Source organism: Streptomyces sp. P5F9, from assembly GCF_057961495.1.
Window position 1 is genome coordinate 1 of record NZ_JBXVPZ010000116.1, and the last position, 23,099, is coordinate 23,099.

General features: G+C 70.9%; 20 protein-coding genes and 1 tRNA gene. 9 read left to right on the forward strand and 12 right to left on the reverse strand.

What is annotated here, in order from left to right:
• The coding region (locus AC31A1_RS20145; protein ID WP_489654628.1) for an ArsR/SmtB family transcription factor at positions 1-915 on the reverse strand (915 nt) is incomplete at its 3' end.
• Positions 916-985: 70 nt separating this feature from the next.
• On the opposite strand from AC31A1_RS20145, the gene AC31A1_RS20150 reads away from it, so the two are divergent.
• The 3 genes from AC31A1_RS20150 to AC31A1_RS20160 all read left to right on the forward strand — a co-directional run bounded on the left by AC31A1_RS20150 (position 986) and on the right by AC31A1_RS20160 (position 4,763).
• On the forward strand, positions 986-2,173 hold the full coding sequence (locus tag AC31A1_RS20150; RefSeq protein ID WP_489654629.1) for an MFS transporter: 1,188 nt from the start codon (positions 986-988) through the stop codon (positions 2,171-2,173).
• A 179-nt stretch (positions 2,174-2,352) separates the two neighbouring features.
• Complete coding sequence (locus AC31A1_RS20155; RefSeq protein WP_489654647.1) at positions 2,353-3,474, forward strand: GNAT family N-acetyltransferase; 1,122 nt, start codon at positions 2,353-2,355, stop codon at positions 3,472-3,474.
• Positions 3,475-3,653: 179 nt separating this feature from the next.
• Positions 3,654-4,763: a DUF475 domain-containing protein gene (locus AC31A1_RS20160; protein WP_489654630.1), complete on the forward strand. Its 1,110-nt coding sequence runs from the start codon at positions 3,654-3,656 to the stop codon at positions 4,761-4,763.
• Positions 4,764-4,850: 87 nt separating this feature from the next.
• Here the strand turns inward: AC31A1_RS20160 and AC31A1_RS20165 are convergent, their stop codons facing one another.
• Positions 4,851-5,183, reverse strand: coding sequence for a hypothetical protein (locus tag AC31A1_RS20165; protein WP_489654631.1), 333 nt, complete (start codon positions 5,181-5,183; stop codon positions 4,851-4,853).
• Positions 5,184-5,331: 148 nt separating this feature from the next.
• Positions 5,332-6,366 (reverse strand): DUF8189 domain-containing protein, encoded by a 1,035-nt coding sequence (locus AC31A1_RS20170; protein ID WP_489654632.1) that lies wholly within the window; start codon positions 6,364-6,366, stop codon positions 5,332-5,334.
• Positions 6,367-7,120: 754 nt separating this feature from the next.
• On the opposite strand from AC31A1_RS20170, the gene AC31A1_RS20175 reads away from it, so the two are divergent.
• Positions 7,121-7,789: a HalD/BesD family halogenase gene (locus tag AC31A1_RS20175; protein ID WP_489654633.1), complete on the forward strand. Its 669-nt coding sequence runs from the start codon at positions 7,121-7,123 to the stop codon at positions 7,787-7,789.
• A gap of 368 nt (positions 7,790-8,157) precedes the next feature.
• On the opposite strand, the gene AC31A1_RS20180 is transcribed toward AC31A1_RS20175, so the two are convergent.
• Together AC31A1_RS20180 and AC31A1_RS20185 are read right to left on the reverse strand one after the other, a co-directional pair.
• Complete coding sequence (locus AC31A1_RS20180; protein ID WP_489654634.1) at positions 8,158-8,826, reverse strand: response regulator transcription factor; 669 nt, start codon at positions 8,824-8,826, stop codon at positions 8,158-8,160.
• Positions 8,823-10,859 (reverse strand): sensor histidine kinase, encoded by a 2,037-nt coding sequence (locus tag AC31A1_RS20185; protein ID WP_489654635.1) that lies wholly within the window; start codon positions 10,857-10,859, stop codon positions 8,823-8,825. Before AC31A1_RS20185 ends, AC31A1_RS20180 begins: the two co-directional genes overlap by 4 nt.
• 210 nt (positions 10,860-11,069) lie before the next feature.
• Here AC31A1_RS20185 and AC31A1_RS20190 point away from each other — a divergent pair, with 210 nt between their 5' ends.
• Positions 11,070-11,555, forward strand: a complete 486-nt coding sequence (locus AC31A1_RS20190) for a hypothetical protein (RefSeq protein WP_489654636.1) — start codon at positions 11,070-11,072, stop codon at positions 11,553-11,555.
• 182 nt (positions 11,556-11,737) lie between these two features.
• Here AC31A1_RS20190 and AC31A1_RS20195 read toward each other — a convergent pair whose 3' ends face one another.
• The 5 genes from AC31A1_RS20195 to AC31A1_RS20215 form a co-directional block, all read right to left on the reverse strand.
• Positions 11,738-11,947 (reverse strand): hypothetical protein, encoded by a 210-nt coding sequence (locus tag AC31A1_RS20195; RefSeq protein ID WP_489654637.1) that lies wholly within the window; start codon positions 11,945-11,947, stop codon positions 11,738-11,740.
• Between the two features lie 55 nt (positions 11,948-12,002).
• Complete coding sequence (locus AC31A1_RS20200) at positions 12,003-12,368, reverse strand: hypothetical protein (RefSeq protein WP_489654638.1); 366 nt, start codon at positions 12,366-12,368, stop codon at positions 12,003-12,005.
• Between the two features lie 85 nt (positions 12,369-12,453).
• Positions 12,454-12,529: transfer RNA gene (locus AC31A1_RS20205), tRNA-Arg, on the reverse strand.
• Between the two features lie 94 nt (positions 12,530-12,623).
• Positions 12,624-14,306 (reverse strand): IclR family transcriptional regulator domain-containing protein, encoded by a 1,683-nt coding sequence (locus AC31A1_RS20210; RefSeq protein ID WP_489654639.1) that lies wholly within the window; start codon positions 14,304-14,306, stop codon positions 12,624-12,626.
• A 61-nt stretch (positions 14,307-14,367) separates the two neighbouring features.
• Positions 14,368-16,497 (reverse strand): acyltransferase family protein, encoded by a 2,130-nt coding sequence (locus AC31A1_RS20215; RefSeq protein ID WP_489654640.1) that lies wholly within the window; start codon positions 16,495-16,497, stop codon positions 14,368-14,370.
• A gap of 126 nt (positions 16,498-16,623) precedes the next feature.
• Between AC31A1_RS20215 and AC31A1_RS20220 the strand changes: the two genes are divergently transcribed.
• Together AC31A1_RS20220 and AC31A1_RS20225 are read left to right on the forward strand one after the other, a co-directional pair.
• On the forward strand, positions 16,624-17,274 hold the full coding sequence (locus AC31A1_RS20220; protein WP_489654641.1) for an RNA polymerase sigma factor: 651 nt from the start codon (positions 16,624-16,626) through the stop codon (positions 17,272-17,274).
• Positions 17,271-18,278 (forward strand): CU044_5270 family protein, encoded by a 1,008-nt coding sequence (locus AC31A1_RS20225; RefSeq protein WP_489654642.1) that lies wholly within the window; start codon positions 17,271-17,273, stop codon positions 18,276-18,278. The genes AC31A1_RS20220 and AC31A1_RS20225 overlap by 4 nt, the downstream gene beginning before the upstream one ends.
• Before the next feature lie 39 nt (positions 18,279-18,317).
• On the opposite strand, the gene AC31A1_RS20230 is transcribed toward AC31A1_RS20225, so the two are convergent.
• Positions 18,318-19,601 (reverse strand): M6 family metalloprotease domain-containing protein, encoded by a 1,284-nt coding sequence (locus AC31A1_RS20230; RefSeq protein ID WP_489654643.1) that lies wholly within the window; start codon positions 19,599-19,601, stop codon positions 18,318-18,320.
• Between the two features lie 321 nt (positions 19,602-19,922).
• On the opposite strand from AC31A1_RS20230, the gene AC31A1_RS20235 reads away from it, so the two are divergent.
• Both AC31A1_RS20235 and AC31A1_RS20240 read left to right on the forward strand, forming a co-directional pair.
• Entirely contained in the window at positions 19,923-20,567 is a 645-nt protein-coding gene (locus AC31A1_RS20235) for a TetR/AcrR family transcriptional regulator (RefSeq protein WP_489654644.1), read from the forward strand.
• A 140-nt stretch (positions 20,568-20,707) separates the two neighbouring features.
• The gene (locus AC31A1_RS20240) at positions 20,708-22,270 is read left to right on the forward strand and encodes an MFS transporter (RefSeq protein WP_489654645.1); all 1,563 of its coding nucleotides are present in this window, start codon (positions 20,708-20,710) and stop codon (positions 22,268-22,270) included.
• Between the two features lie 111 nt (positions 22,271-22,381).
• Here the strand turns inward: AC31A1_RS20240 and AC31A1_RS20245 are convergent, their stop codons facing one another.
• Complete coding sequence (locus AC31A1_RS20245) at positions 22,382-22,909, reverse strand: MarR family winged helix-turn-helix transcriptional regulator (protein WP_489654646.1); 528 nt, start codon at positions 22,907-22,909, stop codon at positions 22,382-22,384.
• Between the last annotated feature and the right edge of the window lie 190 nt (positions 22,910-23,099).

Below are 23,099 nucleotides of genomic sequence, written 5' to 3' on the forward strand. Positions count from 1 at the left end.
CAGCACCGACCGCCCCGCCCGCCGCCGCTCCACCAGCCCCGCGTCCAGCAGCACCCGCAGATGCCGCCCCACCGAGCCGAGCGCCTGCCCGGTCACGGCGGTCAGCTGGCTGGTGCTCATCGGTGACCCGAGCAGCATCAGCACGGCCGCCCGTGAGGGGCCCAGCAGCGCCCCCAGGCTCTCCGGCACGGGCCGCCCGCCATGGTCGGCGAGGACGCCCGCGCACGGATACACGATGGCGTACCGGTCCGGCGCCTCCCACGACACCCACCCGGCCTTCGGCGTGACGGGCATGAGGAACAGTTCGGCGCCGGAGATCTCCCGCGGTGGATTCGCGTGCAGATTGATCTGCAGCCGGCTCTCCCCGAGCCACCGCGTCCGCCCCGGCGACAACGTGTCCAGCACGGCCGCCCAGCCGCCCTGGCTCACCTGCGCGGTCCGGGCGACCACATCGGCCTCCAGCACCCGCCGTCGCCGCGCCCAGTACGGCCGTACGGTCTCCTCCCAGACGTACTCCAGGAGCCGGGCCGCCCGCTCGGGCAGATCGTCGCGTTCCAGGGCGGCGGGAAGCGGCCCGGCGAGCGAGACGCGGAGGTCGTCCCGCGCGTCCTCGGGCCGGGTCTCCCGCACCCGGGCGACGGTCTCGGCGAACGACTCCCGGTCCGTCTGCGTCGGGCAGAGGAAGTCGGCGATCCAGGAGCGCCCGAGCGTGGCCCGCACCAGCGCCCCGGTGACCGGATCGGCCGCCAACAGCTCCTGATAGCCCGGCAGATGATCCCGCAGCCATACCTGTTCACCGGGGTGCGCGCCCACCCCGGCGTGCAGCAGTTTCAGCGCGGCGAAGGTCTCGGCGAACGACGACAGCACGAACCGGCTCCGCGCGAGAGTGTCCGCGTTGAGCTGCCACAACCCCATCGGACCCCCTGTGTTTCGCGCCCGGGCGAAAGAATAGGACCCTCACCCACACCCCCCGCAGACTCCCCGAATGCGCAGCTACCGCGAGCTCTTCCGCACCCCCGAGTACACCCCGTTCTTCTTCTCCTTCGCCGCCCAGAACGCGGCCCTCACGATCAGCGGCCTGGCGCTCGCCACCCTCGTCTACAGGGCGACGGAGTCCCCGTTACTGTCCGCCGTGAGCATGTTCGGCCCGCAGCTCGCCCAGATGCTCGGCGCGACCTTCTTCCTCTCGGGCGCCGACCGCCTGCCCCCGCGGGTCACCCTGACCGGCATCAACACCGCCTTCGCCGTCTGTACGGCCCTGCTGGCACTGCCCGGTCTGCCGATCGGCGCGATCTTCGGCATCGTGTTCCTCCAGGGCCTGATCGCCTCCCTGGGCGGCGGGGTGAGCGGCGGCCTGCTGAACGAGATCCTGCCCAAGGACGGCTACCTGCTGGGCCGTTCGGTCTTCAACATGGCCTCGGGCCTGATGCAGGTGACAGGCTTCGCGGCAGGCGGGGCCCTGCTGGCCCTGCTCTCCCCAAGGGCCTGTCTCCTCATGTCGGCGGCGCTGTACGCGACGACGGCCCTGGTCATCCGACTCGGCCTGACCGCCCGCCCACCCCGCGCGGCGGGCCGCCCGTCGGTGGCCGCGACCTGGCGCACGAACGCCCTCCTGTGGTCCTCCCGCCCCCGCCGCCTCACCTACCTCGGCATGTGGGTCCCCAATGGCCTGATCGTCGGCTGCGAATCCCTCTACGTCTCCTACGACTCCGGGTCCGCGGGCGCGCTGTTCGCGAGCGCGGCCCTGGGCATGTTCGTCGGCGACCTGACCCTGGGCCGCTTCGTCCCGCGCACCCTGCGCACGCGCCTGGACATCCCCCTCCGCCTCCTCCTGGCCACGCCGTACCTGTTCTTCGCCCTCCGCCCGGGCATGCCCTGGGCCGCCATGGCGGTCTGCGTGGCCTCCATCGGCTACGGCGCGAGCCTCGTCCTCCAGGAACGCCTGATGGAACTCACCCCCGACGAACTCGCGGGCCACGCCCTGGGTCTGCGCTCCGCGGGCATGCTCACCATGCAGGGCCTGGGCGCGGCCGTCGCGGGCACGGTCGCCCAACTCACCTCACCGGCAACGGCGATGACCCTGGTGGCAGTGGCATCGGTAGCGGTGACTCTGGCTCTGGCGGCGCTCGGCCGACAGGTACGGGGCGAGGTCCCGGAGGTGCGAACGGCGTAAGGGGGAAGGGTGATCCGTGCTTTTCCGTGACCACAGGCATCCTTGACAGCGTCCGTACTGTTTCGCGACGTTTGGGCCCTGCCGAACTGTTCGTGTCTCGTCGTACCTTGGGATACGTAGGCAGGACGCGGACGACGCGTCGTGGGGGAAATGTGGGGGGACGGTCGCCCATGCGATCCATGCGATCCGCCGGCAAGGCGGACATCACGATCCACAGACCGGAGGAGCTCGGTACGACGCTCCGCCAGGCCTGGCACAAGGCGATGGACGAGTCGCCGGACTACGCGAACCCTTTCCTGGCACCGGAGTTCGCGGACGGCGTCGGCCGCCACCGCGGCGGCGCGCAGGTGGCGGTTCTGCACGAGGACGGGGAGCCGGTCGGCTTCTTCCCGTACGAGCGCAACCCCGTCGGCGTCGGCCGGGCCATCGGCCTGGGCCTCTCCGACTGCCAGGCCCTGGTGCACCGGCCCGGTGTCACCTGGGACGTCCAGCAACTCCTGCGGGCCTGCGGCCTGTCGGTCTTCGAGTTCGACCATCTCGTCGAGGAACAACAGCCGTTCGGCCGCCACGTCACCGGCACCTTCGCGTCCCCGGTGATCGACCTGAAGGACGGCGACGGCGAGGTCCCCTACCCCGAGTGGCTGCGCGGCGCGTACCCGGGCATCGCCAAGACGACGCTGAAGAAGGAACGCCGCCTCGGCCGCGACCTCGGCGAGATGCGCTTCGTGTACGACGACCGCGACCCCGAGGTGCTGCACACGCTGATGCGCTGGAAGTCGGCCCAGTACCGCAGGACCGGCCGCATGGACCGCTTCGCGCGCCAGTGGATCGTGGACCTGGTGGACCACTTGTTCCGCGTCCGCGAGGAACACTTCACCGGCATCCTGTCCGTCCTCTACGCCGGTGACCGCCCCGTGGCCGCCCACTTCGGCCCGACGTCCCGCACGCTGTTCGCCGCCTGGTTCACGGCGTACGACCCCGAACTCCGGTACTACTCACCGGGGTTGATCATGCACCTCAGGATGGCCGAGGAGGCGGGCCGGCACGGCGTGCGCCTCATGGACCTGGGGCGCGGCGACAAGGAGTGGAAGGACTGGCTCAAGACCCGCGAGCTGCGGGTCGGCGAGGGCTTCGCCACCCGCCCCCACCCGGTAGCGGCGGCCCACCGCCTGTGGCGCCGCCCGGTCCGCGGCCTGCGCAACACGGTCCTGGCCCACCCGTCCCTGCGCGACCCGGCGGACCGCCTCCTCAAGACGGTGGGCACGCTGCGCACGACGGGCAAGGTGCCGCTGAAGAAGTGACGATGCTGCACGATCCATCGGCGAGGGGCCCTGGACCTGAAGGTCGGGGCCCCTTCCGCGCTCTCCGGGCCGGCCCCGTCACCTGTACGACAGGCGGTCGTGGTAGACAACGCCGATGATGGTCAGGGCTGTTGTGCCCGGCCCGCGGGCGACCGCGCGACAACAGGAAGGGGCAACCCGTGCTTCTGAAGACCTTCCGCTGGTCGTTCGCGGTCACCGCGCTCGGCCTGGCCGCAGGAGTCTGGTACGGCGGGTGGACGGCGTTCGGCGTCATCGCGATCCTGGCCGTCCTGGAGATCTCGCTGTCCTTCGACAACGCGGTGGTCAACGCCGGGATCCTGAAGAAGATGTCGGCCTTCTGGCAGAAGATCTTCCTCACGGTCGGTGTCCTGATCGCGGTCTTCGGCATGCGGCTGGCGTTCCCGGTCGTGATCGTCGCGGTCACCGCGAAGCTCAATCCGTACGACGCGGTCAACCTCGCCCTGACCGACAAGGACCGCTACGAACAGCTGGTCACCGACGCCCACCCGGCGATCGCGGCCTTCGGCGGCATGTTCCTGCTGATGATCTTCCTGGACTTCATCTTCGAGGACCGCGACATCAAGTGGCTGGGCTGGCTGGAACGCCCGCTGGCCAAGCTCGGCAAGGTCGACATGCTGTCGGTCTGCATCGCCCTGATCGTCCTCCTGATCACGTCGATGACCTTCGCGACCCACGCCCACCAGCACGGCGGCGCCCACGCGGACAAGGCCCAGACAGTCCTGATCTCGGGCATCTCCGGCCTGATCACCTACATGATCGTCGGCGGCCTCTCGGGCTTCTTCGAGGACCGGTTGGAGGCGGAGGAGGAACGGGAACGGGAGAGCGAGCGCTCCGCGGTCGTCCTCGCCGGCCAGGCAGCCTTCTTCATGTTCCTGTACCTGGAAGTCCTGGACGCCTCCTTCTCCTTCGACGGCGTGATCGGCGCGTTCGCCATCACCAACGACATCGTGCTCATGGCCCTCGGCCTGGGCATCGGCGCGATGTACGTCCGTTCCCTGACGGTGTACCTGGTCCGCCAGGGCACCCTGGACGACTACGTCTACCTGGAGCACGGCGCGCACTACGCGATCGGCGCCCTGGCCGTGATCCTCATGGTCACCATCCAGTACCAGATCAACGAGGTCATCACCGGCCTGGTCGGCGTCATCCTGATCGGCTGGTCCTTCTGGTCCTCGGTCCGCAGGAACCGGGCCCTCGCGGAAGCCGAGGGGGCGGCGGAGGCCGTGGATACGGCGAGGGTTCCCTAGCAGACGCTTGCCCGACACGTCACGGTCAGCCGAACCAGACGACGAGCCGCACGTTCTCCGCGCCGTGCAGTCCGCCCAGCGTCCGTATCACCTCCCACGTGGGCCCCAGCAGGATGTGTCTCCGGCCACCGCGCGGCGGCTGCGCGCGCCGGAACGGCCGGTCTCGTCCCAGTCGGCGCCGGCCAACTCGTCCCCGGTGATCCAGGTGGTGCTGTGGACACGGGCGGGCCCGCCGTACCCGACGAAGGCGGCCCGCACCTCGCCGGACGCGTCCACCGGCAGCCCCCGCCCCTCGGTCAACGGCCGGAACCCGTAGGAATTGCGCACCCCGCAAAGACAGGCGAGCGCGTCGTACGCGTTCCCGGTGTTGAGAAGGATCAGATCGATCGCGCCCACCCAGACGGAGTCCTCGTCATCCACACCCCAGACCGGCCTACTCCAGTCCCTGATGCCGTCGCTCTGCCTCTTGGTCCTCCCGACGGGCGTCAGCTTCGTACGACTCTGCAAGCGCGGTAGTGCGGCTGTGGTGCCGGTCCTCCGGAGGACCGGCACCACAGCCGGTGTGTGCCTACGCCCAGGTCTGGCGCTGGAGCCACAGGTCCTTGGCGGTGCCCGAGCCCTGGGTGAACACGTAGAGCAGGCCCTCGCTGTTGGCGATGACCGGGCTGACGTGGACCGTGCCGATGACTCCGGCCAGTGACTGGAAGGTGCCGTAGGCGCTGTCGTTCTCCTGGTTCTCCACGTCCACCCACAGGGCGGCGTCGTTGCCCTTGACCAGTACGTTGACGCGTCCGTCCTGGCCGAGCGCGGCGGTCGGGCGGTCGATGATGCCGCTGTTGATCTTCACCGAGGGGTTGAAGTTCTCGTAGTCGCCGGTCTGCCCGACCCACCAGGCGGCCTGGTCACTGCCCCGGTAGAAGATCTGCACGCGACCGGCGGCGTCCAACAGTGCCGTGGGTTTGCTGGTCACCCCGGTGGTGTTGGACTGCCACGCCTCCCACGAGTCGGCGGAGTTGGGGGCCTGCTGCTGGATGGTGTACAGGGTGTCGCTCCCGCCCTTGACCGCCACCACCACGCGTCCGGTCGCGTCCAGGACCGGTGACGGGGAGGCGTAGATGCCGCCGCCCAGCGACGTGGGCTTGCCGTACGTCTCGTACTTGAGGTCCTGGTTGCGGACGTACCACAGGGCCCCGTCGCTGCCCTGGAAGAACACCTGGATGCGGCCGTCCGCGTTGAGCACGGAGACCGGGTCGCCGCCGACGGAGGTCACGATGCTCTGCGGCGCGGCGAAGCCGCCGTTGACGGCGTTCTGGGTGATGACCTCGATGGCGTTGCCGGGGGTGCGGTAGAACACCCGGATCTTGCCGTCCTTGCCGCGGATGGCGTGCGGGGTGCCGGCGATCCGCGATCCCTGGTGCTGGGCCCACGCCGACCACGCGCGGTCCCGCTGTTCCCAGCGGCTCCACAGGGTGTCGCTGCCGCCCCGCACGAAGACCTGCACCCGGTTGTCCGCGTTGAGGACCGGCGCCGGTTCGGCGTAGATGTCGCCTTCCAGGTTGATCCAGGTTCCCCAGTTCGTGCCGGGTGTGGTCGAGACTGCCATGTGCTTCTCCTCGGGTTCCCGCAACCGTGCTGTTGCGGTTCGTAGTTGATCCGTTACGGAGGATGACCGTTGGCGGCCTGAGGGAACCTCGGCAGGGTGTATTCGACTGGATATCAACAGGGCGGCCGGAGACGCTCCCTTGACGCGCCAGGCATGTGCCTCCGGCGCGTTCAGGCCCTGTGGAGCTGCCCCGGAGGGCCGTGCGGCTCATGATGAAACCGCAGGTCGGAGAGGATCTCCGGAGCCGATGCCAACGCTCCCGCTGGGTTCGGGGGATGCGGGGGTGTGTTTCCGCTGGGCCGCTCCGGGGCCGTGGCAGGTGATCGGCTCGGCGGTGATCTCACACGTTCGGGTGGTACAGCTCCGGACCGGTGTGAGTGGCCCCGGCAGACACCGGTACCTCCTGAACACGCGCGGCCGGCCTTCCCACGTGCGCACCCTGGGGCGCCTCTCGTTCATGTGGCCGTAGACCACCGCGTGCGGTGTCGGAGATCCCGGCGCGACCGAGGGCGGTGCCACGCATCACTCCGGCCACGCATCACTCCGGCTCCGCCAGGACTCTCCGGTATCGGGCGCACCGGCCCGGAGTGCGACAACCGGCAGGACACGGCCGGGCCACTCCCGCGTACCCGACCTCCCGGCATCGTCCCTGCTCAGGCCGTCTTCCGCCCTCCGGCCTCGGCGGCTACCGTCAACCCGGCTTCCGGAACAGGCCGGAAGGACCGGAAGGACCGGAATGGAAGGGATGTCGCCGATGCCCGCTTGGCCCGCTCACACCGATGACTTACGCGACTGGTTCTCGCGCTGTGGCTACGTGAAACTGCCCGGACTCCTCGCCGGGCAGGACCTGACGGAGCTCAGGGCAGAGCTGCGGCGGCTCGAAAAGATCGCGAAACGGAGGGACTTCGCGATGACCTGCATGGACGGCTCCCCGCGGCGCATGACCACGCTCGGCGGACAGGCCATCGCCGCCGAGTCCGCCCTGATTCCGCGGCTGGCAGTCGACCGGACGCTGCTCGCCCTGCTACGTCACGTCTCAGGTCTGGAGGCCGTGCCCGCCCCCGCCCTCACCGAACGCTTCGTACTCAACATCCTGCACCAGGAGAGCGACACCCACGGAGCACACGTGGACGACTATCCGCTCGCCCTGGTCCTGTTCACCGAGGCCCCCGCATCACCCGCCGACGGAGGGCTGCTGGAGTACGTCCCCCGCGCCGTCGGCCTCCACCAGCTGGACACCCCCCTCGCACGCAAGGCCCATCACACGCCCGGCGACGCCTACCTGCTGCGCAGTGACACCACAGCGCACCGCGTCACCCCCCTGCGACAACCCGGCGTCCGACGCGTCGTCCTCAACCTCGCCTACACCACACCCGGCCTGCGCACTGCCACCACCCCCTCGGCGGCTCTGCTCTACGACTGACAGACGGCGAGGACGACTCTGAAATGTGGGCGTCCAGATGAATGGACAGAGCTGCTCTGCGCGGTAGGAAGCCGGAGGCCGCGTCAGTCGGTTTCGCGCTGTGTCAGATCTTGATCACGCGGACGCCGGGCCGCACAGCATGTTGAGGGTCCTCCACCTTGCCGGTCATGCTCGCCCACGCCGCGTTCGCGGCCCGTAGAGGACGGGTGCACGCTCGGTGTCCTGCGCCGCGAGCTGGGTCTCACAACCTCGCGTTGTCGTCCAGGAAGATCAGGTGGCAGTCGGGGGCCATGTCGGCCAGGTCGTCGTAGGAGTCCCTCGTCGAGGCAGGGGCCATGCGTGCCACGGCAGTGCGTGGAGCGGGTCGTTCACTCGTCGCGGCCCAGGCCGGCCTCGCGGGCGCGGAGCGCGGCGGCGGTCCTGTCGTGTACCTGGAGCTTCAGCAGGATCGCCGAGACGTGGTTGCGGACCGTCTTGTCCGAGAGGCTCAGGCGGCGGGCGATCTCATGGTTGCCGCAGCCGGCCGCCAGCAGGTCCAGGACGTCGCGTTCGCGGTCGGTGAGGAGGGGGAACGCCCGCGTCGCGCAGTCGGCCGCGTTGCGGGAGGTGAAGAACTCAGCGATACGGCGCGCCACGGCCCCTCCGTAGGCGGCGCCGCCCGCGGCGACCTGGACCACGGCGGCGACGATCTCCCCCCGGTCGGCTCCTTTGACCAGGTAGCCGCTCGCCCCCGCGCGCAGGGCCGCGAAGACGCTGTCGTCGCCGTCGTGCATGGTGAGGGCCAGCACGCCGGTGCCCGGACTGTGCTGCCGTATGGCCCGGATGGCGTGGATGCCGTCGGTGCCCGGCATGGACAGGTCGGTGATCACGACGTCGGGAGTGTGCAGCCGTACGGCGTCGAGGAGCTCCGCTCCGTCCGCCGCCTCGGCGAGGACCTGGACGCCGGGGTCGCTGTCGAGGGCGGCCCGCAGTCCGAGCCGGTACATGGGGTGGTCGTCGGCGACGACCACGCGGATCGGTGGCCGCTCGGGTGTCATGACCGCTCCTTGAGGGGAATGCGTGCGGTGACCGCGGTTCCGCCGAGGCGGCCGGGCGAGTCCACGACGAGTGTCCCGCCGTGCGACGCGACACGGGCCCTCATGCTGTCGAGGCCCACTCCGGTGCCGGCCCGCGGCGGGTCCGGGCGGTGCCGCAGGCCCAGGCCGTCGTCCTCCACTCGGATGGTCAACTCATCGTCGGTAAGGGTGAGTTCGACGAGCGCCTGGGTGGCCGCCGCGTGCCGCACCACGTTGGTCAGTGCCTCGCACGCGATCCGGTACGCCGTCGTCTCCACGTCCGGGGGAAGCAGGGCCGGCCCGGCCGGGCCCGTTACCCGGATCGGCAGATCCGGTGACAACGACCGCGCGCGTTCACGCAACGCACCGAGCAGGTCCAGGCGGTCGAGGGTTCCCGGGCGCAGGTCCTGGATGATGCGCCGGACCTCGGCGCCTGACGCGTCGGCCTCGGTCCGGGCCGCCCCCACCATGCGCCGGGTCGTCGCGCCGTCGCCGGTGTCGAGGGAGTCCGCGGCGACCTGGAGCGCCAGGGCGATTCCCATGAGGGCGGGGCCGAGGCCGTCGTGCAGGTCCCTGCGGAAGCGGTCGCGCTCGGCGCGGGTGGCGTCGATGACCCGGTCGCGCTCCGCCGCCAGCTCCCGTGCGAGGGCATCGGCCCGTACGGCGGCGGCCATCGAGGGGGCGAGGGCGTGGAGCACCTTCAAGTCGGCCGCTGTGTACGGCTCCTGTGTTGTCCGGTCGGCGATCCGCAGCGTGCCGACCGGCGTTCCGGACAGCTTCAGGGGGACATCGGCGGCGGGTGCGGAACCGGTCGGCCGCGCGCCGCACCGGGCGAGCAACTCGCCGTCCGAGCCCAGGAGTTCGGCGCCGGGAGCCCGTACGGCCTCCGCGGTGGCGGTGAGCACCGCGGTGAGCACGCCCCCGTCGGCCTCCTCGGCGCCGGTCGCGAGCCGGTCGCCGACGCGGGCGAGCGCCCGCAGGGGGTCGCGGCGGTCGCCGTACACGAAGCGGTCCACGGCCCGCTGCAGCCGGTCCCGCAGCGGGGCAAGTCCCATCGCGACCAGCGCGGCTGCCACCACGCCCGGCAGGACACCCTGCCCGAGAGTGGCGCCGGCGAGCGCGGTGGTGCCGAGGTAGGCGGCGACGACGGCCGCGGTCAGGGTGCCATACACCAGCCAGCGGCGCAGGACGAGATCGATGCCGAGCAGCCGGTGGCGCAGCACGCCGACGCCGATGGCCACCGGCAGCAGCATGCTGAGGGTGTTGGAGACGATCCGGTCGGTGAAGAACGTGGTGATGCCGATCGGCGGCAGGACGGCCACCACCCATGCCAGTTGCTGCCGTTGCGGCGGCCGGGAGCGGGCCAGGCGGACACCCGTGTCGGCCCAGATGGCGAGCGTCGCGGCGGCGAGGAGCAGAGAACCCGCTCCGAACGCCGTGGAGAGCAAGGCTGCCGGGGCGGACAGCGGCGGATCGCCGTGCGCGACCATGTCGTCGTAGAAGGACGGGGAGAAGACACCGCCGACCACCACCAGCGTGAGCCCGGTCGTCGCCGTCCACGCGAGCACCCGCGCACGGCGTCCCTGCGGCCGGCCCTGCGGATACAGCACCAGCAGCACGCTGTACGGCAGCAGCCAGGCGGGCAGCCACAGTGTGCTGAACAACTGGGCGGCCAGGCGGGCTGCGGGCCATGCCGGGTCAGCCACCGAGGCGCCGTACGCGCCGTAGGCCTGGAACAGTGCGGTGAGCGCGAGCAGGAGGCTGACGGCGGTCAGCAGGCGTCCGATGGCGTTTCCGGGGCGCAGGGTGGTGAGGGTGGCTCCGGCGACGGCCCAACTGAAGGCGGCGAGCGTGATGCTCAGGGTGTCGCGCCCGAACTCGCCGGCGTGCGCGAGCAGTCCGTGGTCCGGGAGGTAGGCGATGAACGTGCCGCCGGTTCCCGCGAGGGCGGTGAGGGCGGCCGGGGCCCAGGCGAGGGCCTGGTCGTGTCGCTGTCGCGCGGTGTTCTCGGCCATTGCCATCACACCTCTCCATGCCCGACCGCGGTCGGAGCGTGCCCCCAGTCTGGCAGCGGACGTGTCCCGGTGACCCGGGACCGGAGTCCTTGCTCCGCCGGGTCAACTACCCGGCCGGGTCGGGGTCGTTGTCAGCAGCGGAGCCGCGGGCGGCGGGCGCACGGTGGTGGCCGAGTGGTCCGGAAGGGGCCGCCGACCGGAGGAGGACCCGTGGAATCCACAAAACCGATGCCGATGCCGATGCCGATGCCGAAGGAAAGCGGCAACGTCATGCGTACGGCCGTCGCGGTCGCCGCCGTCGCTCTCGGCGTGATGCTGGTCGGTACATACGTGAGCACACCGCTGAACGGCGACACCTGGGACGTGTCGACCAGCCACCACGGGCTCGGAGATCTGCCCCTGCTGGTCGCGTTCGCCGTGCTGGGCAGCGCCGTGGTGTTCGGAGTGGTCGTGCGCCGTGCCGCGGCACGGCCCGCCGAACGCACCGGTCTCCGCGCCCTGTTGGTGGCCGTGCTCGGTGCGGCCACGATCGTCGTGTTCTGGACGGGGCTGCCGGTGATCCTCGCGGCGGGGGCGGCTGTCCTGGCCAGGTCCTCGCACACCCGGACCGGCCGGTGGAGCCCGCCCGCGGTGACGGCCGCGGTCCTGGCCGGGGTGACGCTGCTCATGGCGGGGTGGCTCGCCCTCGCGGGCTGAGGAGTCGTCACTCGCGGAAGACCGGGCCCGGCCACAGGGGCGGGCCCGGGCTCTCCGGCAGCCGTCGCCGGCCGCGAGCGCGAACTCGCCTTCGCTCGGGTCCGCGACTGCGCCGAGACCCCGGGCGGTATCCGGGCCGACCCGCGCGTGTCCAAGGTTCACCCGCGCATGGTCCCGGTCCCCTACGGCTCCTGGGCCTCGATCTGCTCGGTCCGGGCCTGGCAGGCGTGGAAGGACGCGGCCGGCCTGGACGACCCCGACGGGTCTGCCTGGCGGCGCCGGCACAATCGCCGGCACACGTCCTGGAGAGCGGGCTGGAGCCCGAGTCCATCGGCGACGTCGTCACCCGCGCCGGCGAACGCGCCGGGATCGACATTCGCTTCACCGGGCACTCCCTCCGCCGTGGGCTCGCCACGTCCTCCCGCCTCAAGGGCTACGACCAGATCGTCATCGCCAAGCGGGGCGGATGGGCGCTGCTGCGTCGGTGTACTCGACCGTCACGTAAGGAGCCCGCCGGCGCAGTGCCGGGTCGTCCGGCGGGTCCTGCCAGTTGAAGACAGAGTGCTGTTTCTGCTTCGTCTTGGGGTCGGTCTTGCCGTTGCGTCGGCCTTCGCACTGGTCCTGGCACTGCCGGAGACGGGCGTAGAGCTTCGTGCGGGCCTTCTCGGCCTCGACCTCCGTGTCGGCCTGCTCGTGGAGGTGGATGTCCTTCTTCGTGAGCGGGTCACGCCCGGCGTGAACCCGGACCTGGAAGCCGGCCCCGTTGGGGCGGATACTGCCGCGCTGACGTCGCTCGCTTTTGGTGTTCGCCATGGTTCTGGAACCTATTTCATGGTCAATGCCATGGCTACGACGAACAGCGCGCCTACCTCAGAGAGGTAAACGCGCTGGTCAGATCTGGTGCCCTCGGCAGGATTCGAACCTGCGACACCGGCTTTAGGAGAGCCGTGCTCTATCCCCTGAGCTACGAAGGCGGGACGGATCGCCCCGGAAGGCGGTCCAGGACAGGGTAGCGGATTTGGGGAGTCGGTTCGCTGGGGGAGGGCGAGGCGGGGACGGGCACCGGGCTCAGGACGCCGACACCCGCGTGAAGCGGCCCGCCACCCGCACGTCCGCCTCGATGGCGCTCGCCGTGGCCGTCAGCTCGGGGAGGATGTCGCGGACGTCCTCCTCGACCGTACGGCGGGCCACGTGGGTCGGTGTGTTCAGCGCGGCGACCACCCTGCCCGTACGGTCGCGGATCGGTACGGCGATCGAACGCAGCCCCGCCTCCAACTCCTCGTCGACGAGGGCGTACCCCTGCGAACGGACCGTCTCCAGGGCCGCCGCCAGCGCCACCGGGTCGGTCAGTGTGCGAGGGGTCAGCGCGCGCAGCTCGCCCAGGTCCGGGCGTTCCTCCGGCAGCCTGTCCGCCAGCAGCACCCGGCCCAGTGCCGTCGCATACGCCGGCAGCCGCGTCCCGACCGCGATGTTCACGCTCATCACCCGGCTCGTGGCGACCCGGGCCGTGTACTGGATGTCGTCGCCGACGAGGATCGCGAGGGACGCCGACTCGTGGATGCGGGAGGCGAGGGCGGTGAGGTGGGGGAGCGCCAGGTCGGGGAGGGTCGTACGGGAGAGGGGCGGGAAGCCGAGGGACAGGACCCGGGGTGTGAGGGCGAAACGGCGGTCGCCCGACGGGGTCACCAGGCCCAGGTGCTCGTATGTGATCAGGGCCCTGCGGGCTGTCGCCCGGGCCAGCCCCGTCGCCTGGGCGACCTCCGTGAGGGTCAGTTCGGCGCGGCCCTCGCCGAACGCCGTCAGGACCGTCAGCCCGCGGGCGAGGGACTCGACGAACTCCCGGCCGAGCTCCTGCTTGGACGCCCCCGTCCAGGTCGCGAGCCCGGAGGGGGCGGCGACGGACTCGCCCCGCGGAGCCTCGCGCAGGTCCGCCGCCAGGTCCTCCTCCATCGTCCGTACCGCCGAACGCAGCCTGGGCAGAAGGGAGTTCCGCAGATCCTCCGCCGTGTGCCGGCTCGTGTGGCTGACGACGCTCGCCACGCACGCGATCGTGCCGGTACGCGGGTCCCGTACGGGCACGGAAACCGCCACCAGCCCGGGTTCGATCAACTGGTCGTCCAACGCCCAGCCGTCCTGGCGCACTTGGACGGCCCACCGCTCGAAGTCGGGCCCGGGCGAGGACCGTTCGGGAACGGCCGGGAAGCCCTCGTCCCTCGGGTCCGCCGCCCGGCGCTCCCGCCAGCGCCGCCACTCCTGGTCCGTCCACTCCGTCGCGAACAGCGGTCCCGGCGCGGTGCGTTCGGCCGGGAGCAGGTCGCCGATGCGGAAGCTGAGGGACATCGCGCGGCGGCGGGTGGCCTGGTGGATGAAACGGATGCCGTCCCGGTCGGCGACCGCGAGCGACACCGACTCGTCCAGCTCGTCGGCGAGGGCGTCGGCGCGGGCGTCCAGGACGGAGGGCAGACGCAGGGCGGCGAGATAGGCGTTGCCCAGTTCCATGACCCGAGGGGTGAGAACCGCGTCCCGGCCGTCGAGACGGACGTACCCCATACGGGCGAGCGTCGCGGTGATCCGGTCGACCGTGGAACGGGCCAGCCCGGTGGCCCGTTCGAGCCCGCTGAGGCTCAACGTCCCGCCCGCCTCGGTCAGTTGACGCACCACCGCGACCCCCCGGATCAACGGCGAGACCGCCTCGGCGGGCACGGCGGCGGCAGGGTCGGCCAGCGTGATGTCAGCGGCGTCAGTGGGCATCGATTCTCCGGTACGGCGATCTCGGCAGCCCTACGGTAAGCCCGAGGCCCCTGAACCCGGGTCACCGTCCGACGAGCCCCAGCTTCCGCAGCTCCTGGCCCAGGACCGGAGCCAGCGCCCCGGCATAGGTTTCCGCCATGTGGCTCTCGTCGCGGTAGACGAACGTGTCGCCGACGACCACGGGGCAGCGGCCCGAGCGGGGGCACAGCCAGGGCTCGGGGTCGATCACGGTGGCACCGGCGCGCTGTGCGCCCTGGCGGTTGGCCTCCCGGAGGATGGGGTCCTTGATCGCGTCGCGCTGGTCCGGCTCGCACTTCTCCAGGCGGAGGGGATGGGTCGCCGCGCACTCGACGGGGTCGCCATTCGGCCAGGGGGTGTCGAGCAGGATGGCCACGTGGTCAGCGGCGCGGGCCAGGCGGTCGTAGACGCGTGCGTAGCCAGCCGTCCAGTCCCGCCGCGGGTCCTTCATCGGTTTCAGGGGGGTGGCCACCTCGGAGGAGGAGGCCAGGACCAGCATCGGGCGCAGCCGGGCGATCCGTGCCAGCGCGTCCTTCCGCCAGGTGTCGCACGACGTGTACGGGCCATGGCCGTTGACGGTCGTGACGTCGGCGGTCTTGCAGGACGACTTGGTCAGCGACACCAGCTTCCAGCCGTACCGGCGACTCAGCCGCTCCAGCGCCGGGAACCACTGGGCGGCATGGGAGTCGCCGTAGAGGACGACGGTCTTGGCCGCGGAGGGGTCGCCGTAGACGCAGGCGGGGGAGCGGGTGCCGGTGTAGTCGACGTGGCAGTTGTCGCGGTAGACGGCCGAGCGCTTCTTCTTGATGTCGGCGAGCTGTGGGGTCAGGTTGCGCGGCAGCGCGGTCGTGGAGGTGGCGAGGAGGGCGGTCAGGCGGGACTCCGGGTCCGGTGCCGTCGTCAGGGTCTCGGCCAGTCCGGGGACGCGGACGGTGGAGCTGATCGGTGGCGGGAAGGACGTCGAGACGAGGGCGACGGACACGACGGTCGCGGACAGGCCGAGGCCCAGGGCCACCGCCGTCGTCGGTCTACGGCGCAGCGCGGCGCTGAACCGGACCGGGTTCTCCACCAGGTGCAGGCTCGCCCAGGCCAGGACCAGGGCGGCCGCGCACAGCGCGAGGTTCAGCCGGAGCCCGGCGGCCCGGCCCAGGGCCGCGGGGCCGATCATCAGCAGCGGCCAGTGCCACAGGTACCAGCCGTACGACAGGTCGCCCAGCCGGGCCAAGGGGCGCAGCCCGATCGACCCCGACGGGGCACGGCAGCCGCCCGCGATCACCAGGGCCGCACCGAGGACCGGCAGCAGCGCGAAGTGGCCCGGGAACGGGGTGTCGTCGCCGTACAGGACCGCCGCCGCGCCGATGCCCGCCAGCCCCAACCAGGTGCCTGCGGCGGCCAGTTGACGGGGAAGGCGCTCCAACGCCCCTGTGCCGAAGGCCAGTAGGGCACCGACGCCCAGTTCCCACAGCCGGGTGTGCGGGCCGAAGTACGCCCAGGATGCGGAGGTTTGGGTCGCCCGGACGCCCAGGACGTACGACACCAGGCACAACGCGCCCAGCGGGAGGGCCCGCAGCCACCGTCGCCGTGTCAACTTCCAGCTGACGAGCAGGAGTACGGGCCACAGGAGGTAGAACTGCTCCTCCACGGACAGTGACCACAGATGCTGGAAGGGCGACGGCGAGCTTCCCTCGCGGAGATAGTCGGTGCCCGACCGCGCCAGGTCGACGTTCACGAAGTACAGGGCGCCGGCCAGCGCGTCGTGCATGAACTCGGCGTAGCGGATCTTCGAGGCGAAGAGCCGGCAGCCGGCGATGGTGGCCAGCGACACCAGGGTCGCCAGGGGGAGGATGCGCAGGGCGCGGCGGGCGTAGAAGCGCCGCAGGGAGAGCGATCCGGAGCGGTCGGCCTCGCGGAGCAGGCCCGAGGTGATGAGGAACCCGGAGATCACGAAGAAGACGTCGACCCCGGCATAGCCGCCCGCGACGTACGGGACCCCGGCGTGCGCCAGCACCACGAGCGTGACGGCGAGGCCGCGCAGTCCCTGGATGTCGGGCCGGAGCGGCGGCTTCGGCGGAGGGCCGGGGCGGCCGGGTCCGTACGGCGGTGATACGCCGGGGCGCCGGTCCGGCGCCGCCGTGTCGCGCGGTGGACCGGCGGTCGTGGGAGTGTGCGTCATGCCTGGAACTGTCCGCAGGACAGCGGGAGTTCGAGTGACTCGCGCCACACCTCTCCCGATCCCAGGCATGGCCATCGTGTGACGCGGGTCACCGCAGCGCGGTCTCGGCGGCGGACAGGGAAGGGTGTGGAGAACTCACTGCGTGCCCGTGTGCGAGCCGGGGATCCGGACGCGTTCAGGCACCTCTTCGACGAGCACGCCGCGGTGGTCCACCGGCACGCCGTCCGGATGACCGGCGACTGGGGCACGGCCGACGACATCGTCTCGCTGACCTTCCTGGAGGCGTGGCGGCTGCGCGAGCGGGTGCTTCCCGGTGACGACAGCCTGCGCCCGTGGCTGCTGGGGATCGCGACGAACGTCACGCGCAACACCGCGCGGGCGGCGCGCAGACACCAGGCCGCGCTCAGCAGGATTCCGCCGCCCGACCCCGTGCCGGACTTCGCCGACGAGGTGACCCGTCGCCTGGCCGACACCGAGGAACTGGCCGCCGCGCAGCGGGCGTTGAGCACGATGCGGCGCGGGGAGCGCGAGGTGTTCACGCTCTGCGTGTGGGAGGGCCTGGACGCCGCCACGGCCGCCGAGGCCCTAGGCGTGGCCGTCGGCACCGTACGGGCCCGGCTCTCGCGCGCGAGGAAACGCCTGCGCAGGCTCACCGAACTCGAACTCCGAGGCAGGAGCGGCACGGGGAACGGCGAAGCGCAACGCCCGGCCGCGGCCGGACAGTCACCGGATAGCCGCCATCAGGCGGCTCGGTCCACGCAGGAGACGAAGCGATGAACACCAACCCGCTACGACGCGATCAGCCGGCCGACCACCACGACCTGGCCGAGCTGCTGCCCGCGCCGGGCCGTCCAGTGCTCGCTCAGGGCCGCCACCGCGTACTGAGGGAACACCTGATGCAGCACATCACCCACGAGCAGTCCGCCACGACGACCACCTCACGTCCGTCCCCCGCCCGCCGGCGCCTCGTTCTCGTCGCCGCGCCGCTGGCCCTGGCCGCCGTCGTGGGCCTGGGCGTGGTGGCGGTCGACAACGCGCGGGACGGCAAGCACGGTACGGCCGCCGCGGGAGCCACCGCCGACCGTCGGAATGCCACGCGACTGCTGGACCGGATCGCCCTGGCGGCGGCCGACCGCCCGGCGGTCACGGTCCGCGACGACCAGTACATCTACACCAAGTCCCAAGGATCGGCGGCCGAGTTGGGCGTCGACTTCAGCAGTGCCGAGGAACTCGCGAAGCACAAGGGGACCTTCACGCCGAAGCCGTACAAGGGTGCCGTGCGGCAGGAGCAGTGGGATTCCGTGGACGGCAGGCGGGACGGTCTGCGGAAGGGTGTGGCGCTCGCCGACCCCTCCCAGAAGATGACCATGGACATGAGGGGAACCGGATATCTGACCTTCCGGCAGCTCCAGGCCCTGCCCACCGACCCCGGCGCGCTGCTGAAGAAGTTCTCCGGCGACGCCAGGAACGTAACGGCGGCCCGCCGCACGGAAGTCGTGGTCGAGAACCTCGGCGCGATCATCGACGAGGCCACCCTGCTCCCCGACCTCAGCGCCGCGATCTACCGTGCCACCGCCGAGCTCCCGGGCGTGAACGTCGTCGACCACGTCAAGGACGCCGCGGGGCGGGAGGGCGTCGGCCTCACGTTCAAGGGCGCCCCGAAGGGCTACGCCTGGGTCTTCGACTCGTCGAGTCTCGTCTACCTCGGCACAACCGACGCCGCTCTCCTGGGAGTTGGCATCGCGGACAGGACGGGTGAGGTACCGGTCAGCTCGTCCTGAGTGAGCCGCCAGGGGGGCGTCCGCCCCGGCAGGCGCCCCCTACCGCGTCCGAGTCACCGTCACCCGGTAGTTCCCCGCCGCGTCCGCCCCCGTCACCGCGATCCGGATCCCCCTCGTCGGGTCGTTGAAGCTCTCGCCCGCCGTGAACGGCGCGTCCGACAGCTCGGCCTGCACATTGGGGCTCCGGGTGCAGCCCCCGCTGTCCCGGTGTGCGTCGTACACCTTCACCGGGCCCATGCCCGTGTCCACGTCCGCTTCGACCTTGTAGATGAGGACGCCCGGCCGGCACACCGCCTCGTCGTTGCCCTCGCGGGTGCGCAGCTCCAGGGCGTAGCCCGTGCGTCGGGTGAGCGGGACGAAGACCAGCCGGGTGCCGGCGGTGCCCGGGCTTTCCAGCGGGGTCAGGGTGTACTCCGAAGTCCCCCTGGTCATCGCGCAGTTGACCTGTGACGGGTCCAGCCAGCCGAGCTTCCACTTGTGCCAGCCGAGGAGGTCGTTGTTGGCGCCCCAGTCCTCGCTCATGATGTCCCAGTGGCCGACCGCGCCCCCGCCCGCCTGGGTGTAGAGGTCGGGCAGGCCGAAGACGTGGCCGTTCTCGTGGGGGAGGACGCGGTAGCCGGTCTGGGAGTATGAGCCGGAGCCGTCGTCCTGGCGGGAGTAGACGAAGGACGCGTTGGAGACCGGGACGCCGTCCGCGACCGGGGCCTCCGTGTTGCCCGCGAACGTCACCGACAGGACCGTGTCCAGGGCCGAGGGGCCCGCGTTCGGGGTGACCAGGACGTTCAGGAGGTCGTACTGGCGGAAGTCCACGGTCGGGTCGGCGGCGGCCACGATGTCCTGGACGAGCTGCCGGTACCCGGGGTCGAAGGGCGCGCCGCGCTCTATGCCGTAGGACTTGAAGGACTTGGGCATGCGGAGCCAGTGGGTGACCGGGGTCTCGGGGCGGTAGTCGAGGCGGCCGTAGGAGCTGGTGGCGAACCACTCCTGGGTCTTGGGGAAGAACTCGCGGTACCGGTCCAGGGCGCTGCCCTCGCCGGGGGCGTCGGAGAAGTCGACCATCAGGGTCAGGGCGTGGACCGTGCCGGTGGAGCGGGAGTAGCCGCCCGGGGTGGGGATGCCCTCGGACATCTCGGTGTCGAGGGGGCCGTTGATCATGCAGGAGCCGAGTGCGGAGGTGCGGGCGAGCGCGACCGGGCCCGCCGCCGTCGTGGCGCCCGGGGTGAGGTGTCCGGTACCGGCCGAGGTGCTGACCGCGAGGGTCAGGACGGTCACGGACGCGAGGGCGGCCACGCGGCGCGGGCGTATCCGACGGCTGGGCTGCATGCAGGGACCCTTCGCGCCAACGGCAGCCGCCGGTCTCCGGCTGCACCCTTTCGATCACCCTGTGTCGTGTGCTGCCAGGGCGCGCGCTGGAGGAGACCGACCGTGTGTTTCTCGCTGGTAGGGGGCCGAACGGGGAGCCTCGCGGGGGCGCCGGGCGAAGATCCAAACCGGAATCCCGGCGAATGTGACTCAGGTCACATCAGAACAATCGTGGAGGTGGAAATAACCGGGGAGCGTCTCCCCGTTTAGCCATGTGTCCGAGCGAAACGGGGAGTGCTTCCCCGGATCGCCTCAGCAGTCCAAGACCTTCAGGAGCACGCCGTGACGACCGCGACCCCCGTACAGCGAAAGGTGACCCGGCCCCGTGCCGACGCTTTGCGCAACCGGGAGCGGATCGTCACCGCCGCCCGCGAGATGTTCGTCGAGTTCGGCCCCGATGTGCCGCTCGACGAGATCGCCCGCCGGGCCGGCGTCGGCAACGCCACGCTTTACCGCAACTTCCCGGACCGTGACGCCCTCGTTCGCGAGGTCGTGGTCTCGGTCATGGACCGTACGGCGGAGGCCGCAGAGCAGGCGCTCAACGAGACCGGCGACGCCTTCGCCGCTCTGGAGCGCTTCGTGCACGTCTCCGCGGACGAGCGGATCAGCGCGCTGTGCCCGATGATCTCCGGCACCTTCAACCAGTTCCATCCGGACCTGGAAGCCGCGCGAGAGCGGGTCGAGGAACTCATCGACGAGGTCATGGAACGGGCCAGGAGGGCCGGGCAGCTCCGGCCCGACGTGGGAGTCGGCGACCTGATGGTCGCCGTGGCCCAGCTCAGCCGGCCGCCGGCCGGCACCGGTTGCCTCAGCGCCGACCGCTTCGTACACCGACACCTGCAGCTGTTCCTGGACGGACTGCGGGCCCCGGCCCGCTCGGTCCTGCCCGGCACCGCCGCGACGATGGAGGATCTCCGGCAGCCCTGACCGATCAGTTCAGAGCGTCACGCCAGTCTCAACAGACAAATTTCCGGCTCTCGTCGATGTAGACGAGCCGTCCCCGATCACGTCCCTCTACGTCCTTCTTCCGTATTTTTCCGTCACGAAGTCCCGAAGTGGGTACCACCATGTCTGAAACAGCTCGAAGCGCCCCAGGCGCTCTCGACAAGGCCTCCGAGGCCGCCGAGCACGAAGCCCATTCCAACCGCTGGAAGGCGCTCGCGTTCATCGCGCTCGCCCAGCTGATGGTCGTGCTCGACGCGACCATCGTGAACATCGCCCTCCCGTCCGCCCAGACCGACCTGGGCATCTCCGACGGCAACCGGCAGTGGGTCGTCACGGCCTACGCCCTCGCCTTCGGCGGACTCCTCCTCTTCGGCGGCCGCATAGCCGACCTGTGGGGCCGCAAGCGCGCCTTCGTCGTCGGCCTGACCGGCTTCGCCGCCGCGTCCGCGCTCGGCGGAATCGCCACCACCGGCGCCATGATGTTCGGCGCCCGTGCCCTCCAGGGCGCGTTCGGTGCCCTGCTCGCGCCCGCCGCGCTCTCCCTGCTCGCCGTGATGTTCACGGACGCCAAGGAACGCGCCAAGGCGTTCGGCATCTACGGCGCGATCGCCGGTGGCGGCGGCGCCGTCGGCTTCATCCTCGGCGGTGTGCTGACCGAGTACCTGGACTGGCGCTGGACGTTCTTCGTGAACATCCCGTTCGCGATCGTCGCCGCGCTCGGCGCGTACTTCGTCATCCGCGAGCCGGAGGGCGGCCGCAACCGCAACCCGCTCGACATCCCGGGTGTCCTGCTCTCCACCCTCGGCCTGGTCTCGCTCGTCTACGGCTTCACCCGCGCCGAGACCGACGGCTGGGGCGACTCCTCCACCATCGGGCTCTTCATCGCTTCCGCGGTCCTGCTGGCCTCGTTCGTCATCGTCGAGTCCAGGGTCAAGGCCCCGCTGCTGCCGCTGCGCGTGATCACCGACCGCAACCGCGGCGGTATCTACCTCTCGCTCGGTATCGCGATCATCGCGATGTTCGGCACCTTCCTGTTCCTCACCTACTACCTCCAGGTCGTGAAGGGCTTCTCGCCCATCAAGACCGGCTTCGCCTTCATGCCGATGATCGTCGGCATGATGGTCGGCTCGACCCAGATCGGCACCCGCCTGATGACCCGCCTGCCGGCCCGCCTGCTCATGGGCCCCGGCTTCCTGGTCGCCGCGGTCGGCATGCTCCTGATGACGCAGCTGGAGATCGGCTCGTCGTACGCCTCGATCATCCTGCCCGCGATGATGCTGCTCGGTCTCGGCATGGGTACGGCGTTCATGCCGGCCATGTCCCTGGCCACCCTGGGCGTCGAGCCCCGGGACGCGGGTGTCGCCTCCGCGATGGTCAACACCTCGCAGCAGGTGGGCGGCGCCATCGGTACGGCCCTGCTGAACACGATCGCCGCGTCCGCGACGACCGCGTACATCAAGGACCACATCGCCTCGGCCGGTACCTCCAAGACCCAGCAGCAGCTGGTCGCCCTGCAGGGCCAGGTGCACGGCTACACCAACGCCATCTGGTTCGCGGTCGGCATGCTGGTCGCGGCCGCGGTGATCGTCGGGGTCCTCGTCAACGCCGGCACGCAGGGTTCCGACCCGGTCGCCTCCGGTGACGACGTCGATGACGAGTTCAAGATCCCGGTCGTCGCCCACTGACGACGTCCGGCCGGTCGTACCCCCTTCGCACCATCCGTGCCTACGGGGAAGGGGACGCCCCGTAGGCACGACTCCCAGGAACTGCCCTGGTTCTCGCCTGAGTTGAGCGGCTCAGCGGAGCCAGGGCAGGTCCGCGCCCGCTTCGTTCGGCTGAAGTCCCTCGGCGACGATCTCCATGATCTCGCCGAGGGACTTCTGCTGTTCCGGCGTCAGCCGCTCGAACAACGCCTGCCGTACGGCGGTCACATGGCCCGGAGCGGTCCGGCGGAGCACGCCGTAGCCCTCGTCGGTCAGCACCGCGAACTGGCCGCGCTTGTCGGAGGGGCAGTCCTCGCGGCGCACCCAGCCGTTCTTCTCCAGGCGCGCGATCGCGTGCGAGAGACGGGAACGGGTGATCTTCGCGTTCATGGCCAGCTCGGTCATCCGCAGCCGGCGGCGCGGGGCCTCGGCGAGCTGCACGAGAAGGCCGTAGTAGATGTGCGGCATGCCCGCGTCGCGCTGGAGCTGGCGGTCCAGATGGTCCTCCAGGAGGGTGCTGGCGTGCATGTAGAAACGCCAGACGCGCTGCTCCTCGGCGGTGAGCCAGCGGGGTTCGTCGGAGGGTGCCGTTTCGTCAGCGGGTGCGGGTGCCGTGTTCATGCACTCCACTGTACGAGAGCTCTCCTTGAAGGTTAAACAAACGGGGCGTAAGCTCCGATGAAGGAAGTTTGAGAGTTCAAGCATCCAGTCGAGCACACAGTCCGAACCTGGGGAGTGACCGTCATGTCCACCGCCGCACCGGAGCGCATGCCCGCCCTCTATCTCAGCCACGGCGCCCCGCCCCTCGCGG

Bases quoted from the DNA above. Each gene is read 5' to 3' on its own strand.
- AC31A1_RS20150 (WP_489654629.1), top strand. From the start codon at position 986: ATGCGCAGCTACCGCGAGCTCTTCCGCACCCCCGAGTACACCCCGTTC.
- AC31A1_RS20155 (WP_489654647.1), top strand. From the start codon at position 2,353: ATGCGATCCGCCGGCAAGGCGGACATCACGATCCACAGACCGGAGGAG.
- AC31A1_RS20170 (WP_489654632.1), bottom strand. From the start codon at position 6,366: ATGGCAGTCTCGACCACACCCGGCACGAACTGGGGAACCTGGATCAAC.
- AC31A1_RS20175 (WP_489654633.1), top strand. From the start codon at position 7,121: ATGCCCGCTTGGCCCGCTCACACCGATGACTTACGCGACTGGTTCTCG.
- AC31A1_RS20180 (WP_489654634.1), bottom strand. From the start codon at position 8,826: ATGACACCCGAGCGGCCACCGATCCGCGTGGTCGTCGCCGACGACCAC.
- AC31A1_RS20185 (WP_489654635.1), bottom strand. From the start codon at position 10,859: ATGGCCGAGAACACCGCGCGACAGCGACACGACCAGGCCCTCGCCTGG.
- AC31A1_RS20200 (WP_489654638.1), bottom strand. From the start codon at position 12,368: ATGGCGAACACCAAAAGCGAGCGACGTCAGCGCGGCAGTATCCGCCCC.
- AC31A1_RS20210 (WP_489654639.1), bottom strand. From the start codon at position 14,306: ATGCCCACTGACGCCGCTGACATCACGCTGGCCGACCCTGCCGCCGCC.
- AC31A1_RS20215 (WP_489654640.1), bottom strand. From the start codon at position 16,497: ATGACGCACACTCCCACGACCGCCGGTCCACCGCGCGACACGGCGGCG.
- AC31A1_RS20225 (WP_489654642.1), top strand. From the start codon at position 17,271: ATGAACACCAACCCGCTACGACGCGATCAGCCGGCCGACCACCACGAC.
- AC31A1_RS20230 (WP_489654643.1), bottom strand. From the start codon at position 19,601: ATGCAGCCCAGCCGTCGGATACGCCCGCGCCGCGTGGCCGCCCTCGCG.
- AC31A1_RS20240 (WP_489654645.1), top strand. From the start codon at position 20,708: ATGTCTGAAACAGCTCGAAGCGCCCCAGGCGCTCTCGACAAGGCCTCC.
- AC31A1_RS20245 (WP_489654646.1), bottom strand. From the start codon at position 22,909: ATGAACACGGCACCCGCACCCGCTGACGAAACGGCACCCTCCGACGAA.